Below are 2,820 nucleotides of genomic sequence, written 5' to 3'. Positions count from 1 at the left end.
TTTTACAGTTGATATGTCAACAATTAAAGATGCAGATGACAGCGCAAAATTAGAAGGTCATTTAAAATCGGCCGATTTTTTTGATGTTGAAGCGTTTCCAACAGCAACATTTGAAATAACAACTAGTTCAATTGAAAATGGAAAAACGATGGTAACTGGGGATATAACGATTAAAGGAATTACAAAGCAAGTAACTTTTCCAGCAGTTGTTACTGAAACTGAAGAAGCAGTTACTTTAACAAGTGAAACGTTTCAAATTAACAGAGCAGATTTTAACATTAAATATAAATCAAAATCATTTTTTAATGATTTAAAAGATAAATTTGTAAATGATGAATTTGATTTACAAGTGAATATTGTAGTTAAAAAATAAATAGTAAATAGCTGTTTTTAAAAGTCCAAATTGCAAAATTTGGACTTTTTTTATGTTAATTTTATAATGGTTGTATCTTTAGTTGAAGACATTACAAAAGTACTTTGCACATTTCCAACGGAATCTAAAACAGATAATTTATTCTTTAAAAAAAGTTGGTAGCTTTTCATGTCTTTTACAATTACTTTTAATAAATAGTCATAATTTCCAGCTACGTGGAAGCATTCAATAACTTCATCTATTTTACTCACAGCAATTTCAAATTTAGTAATCAGTTCCTTTGAGTGAACTAATAAAGTAACCTGACAAAATACTTCCACCGTAAAACCAACTTTTTCTTTATTTAAAACAGCAATATATTTTTGTATTATCCCTGATTTTTCTAACCTTTTTATACGCTCATAAGTTGGAGTTTGAGTTAAACCAATTTTTAAAGCAATTTCTTTAATGTTTGCTTTAGAGTTTATTTGTAATAGGTTTACCAGTTGTTTATCAATTAAATCTAATAAAATCATATCAGTAAATTTTGCTAAATATAATTAAAAAAAATAAATTTAAAAGTAAAATATTCTTTGATAATTATAAATTAAAGAAAAATTCACTAAAATTATAAAATATTGCAGTTTATTAACGTGTGATGTATTAATTTTAAATAAAAATAACTTTAATTATGAGTAATAAACCAGCAAATAACATTCAAGATTTACAATATTTTGGAGAATTTGGAGGTGTTAATCCTTCAATTTCAGATTCGGCAACCTATACTTTCTTACACGCAAAAACAATGCTCGACACTTTTGAAGGGCATGCAGAAGGTTGTTATCTATATTCAAGACATACAAGTCCAAGTAATTTATACTTAGGGGAAGCATTAGCAGCAATGGAATTTACAGAAACAGCAAATGTTGCTGGTTCAGGTATGGGAGCAATTACATCAGCTATCATGCAAATTTGTGGAGCTGGAAATCATATTGTTTCAAGTAGAACTATTTATGGAGGATCCTATGCTTTTTTGAAAAATTTTGCTCCAAAATTTAATATAACTACTTCTTTTGTCGATATTACTTCATTAGAAAAAGTTGAGGCTGCCATTAAGCCTTCAACTAAAATGATTTACTGTGAATCAATAAGTAATCCTTTATTAGAAATTGCAAATATTACTGAATTAGCAAAAATTGCTAAAAAGCACAACATACTTTTAGTTGTAGATAATACATTTTCACCATTAATGCTCTCACCTCAAAAACTTGGAGCTGATGTTACAATACATAGTTTAACGAAATTTATAAATGGAACTAATGATACTGTTGGAGGTGTTGTTTGTGGTTCACAAGAATTTATAAATAGTTTGAGAAGTGTAAATGATGGTGCAGCTATGTTATTAGGTCCGGTTATGGACAGTTTACGTGCCGCGAGTATATTAAAAAACTTAAGAACGTTGCATATTAGAATGAAAAAGCACAGTGAAAATGCAAATTATTTAGCTGAACGTTTTGAAAAAGATGGACTAAAAGTGGTATATCCAGGATTAAAAAGTCATAAAGATCACGAGCTTTTTAAAACTATGTATAACGAAGAATATGGTTTTGGAGGAATTATGACTATTGATGTAGGTACTTTAGCAAAAGCTAATGAGTTAATGGAATTAATGCAAGAGAATAATTTAGGTTATTTAGCGGTTAGTTTAGGTTTTTATAAGACGTTGTTTAGCGCACCTGGCACGAGTACATCTTCTGAAATTCCATTAGAAGAACAAAAAGACATGGGACTTTCTGATGGGATTATTCGTTTTTCCATTGGTTTAGATAATGAAATTGAACGCACCTACAGAGCAATGCATAAATGTATGACGCAGGTAGGTATATTATAAGTGAATTAAAAAATAGTTGTTTTTAATTTGATTGATTTTTAACAAGACTATTTCTATTAAGCAAAACCTCACTCAAATATTGAGTGAGGTTTTGTATTTGCAAAGACTTTCAAATTTGCGTATTATTACATTCCTAAAATATTATAGATAGAATGCAAGACAATAAAAATTTACCAGAAATTGAAATACAAGATCAAAAAATAATTCAAAATAAAGAATTAAGTATTTGGGAAGCTTTAATTCCAGTTGTTCTTTTAATGGCGATGCTTGCGTATAATATATTTTTTGCTGGTGGAGAGTTGTTGGGGGAATATTCTAATCAATTTATTTTATTAACAGGAGGATTTTTTGCTGCGATCGTTGGTTTTTTAAATAAAGTTTCTATAACTATTATGTTTAATGAAATTTGGGAAAATTTAAAAAGTGTTTTTGTTCCAATATTCATTTTATTTTTAGTGGGGGCTTTGGCAGGAACGTGGCTAGTAAGTGGTGTAATCCCAGCAATGGTTTATTATGGACTTCAAGTATTAAATCCTTCAATATTTTTACCTGCTTCGGTAATTATTGCAGCAATTAT

General features: G+C 28.6%; 3 protein-coding genes and 1 pseudogene. 3 read left to right on the top strand and 1 reads right to left on the bottom strand.

From position 1 onward, the window contains the following. The coding region (locus ABY863_RS13360) for a YceI family protein (RefSeq protein WP_372795652.1) at positions 1–373 on the top strand (373 nt) is incomplete at its 5' end. Between the two features lie 50 nt (positions 374–423). Here the strand turns inward: ABY863_RS13360 and ABY863_RS13355 are convergent. Beyond that, positions 424–888, bottom strand: coding sequence for an Lrp/AsnC family transcriptional regulator (locus ABY863_RS13355; protein WP_372795650.1), 465 nt, complete (start codon positions 886–888; stop codon positions 424–426). A gap of 155 nt (positions 889–1,043) precedes the next feature. Here ABY863_RS13355 and ABY863_RS13350 point away from each other — a divergent pair, with 155 nt between their 5' ends. After that, positions 1,044–2,243: an aminotransferase class I/II-fold pyridoxal phosphate-dependent enzyme gene (locus ABY863_RS13350; protein ID WP_372795648.1), complete on the top strand. Its 1,200-nt coding sequence runs from the start codon at positions 1,044–1,046 to the stop codon at positions 2,241–2,243. Positions 2,244–2,395: 152 nt separating this feature from the next. Next, positions 2,396–2,820, top strand: a pseudogene (locus tag ABY863_RS13345) (sodium:proton antiporter); the annotation flags it as partial.

Origin of the sequence: Lutibacter sp., assembly GCF_041562875.1 — a bacterium.
GTDB lineage: Bacteria > Bacteroidota > Bacteroidia > Flavobacteriales > Flavobacteriaceae > Lutibacter.
The sequence above is the reverse complement of the archived record's forward strand: the minus strand, read 5'-3'. Positions and strand labels throughout refer to the sequence as shown.

Bases quoted from the DNA above. Each gene is read 5' to 3' on its own strand.
- ABY863_RS13350 (WP_372795648.1), top strand. From the start codon at position 1,044: ATGAGTAATAAACCAGCAAATAACATTCAAGATTTACAATATTTTGGA.
- ABY863_RS13355 (WP_372795650.1), bottom strand. From the start codon at position 888: ATGATTTTATTAGATTTAATTGATAAACAACTGGTAAACCTATTACAA.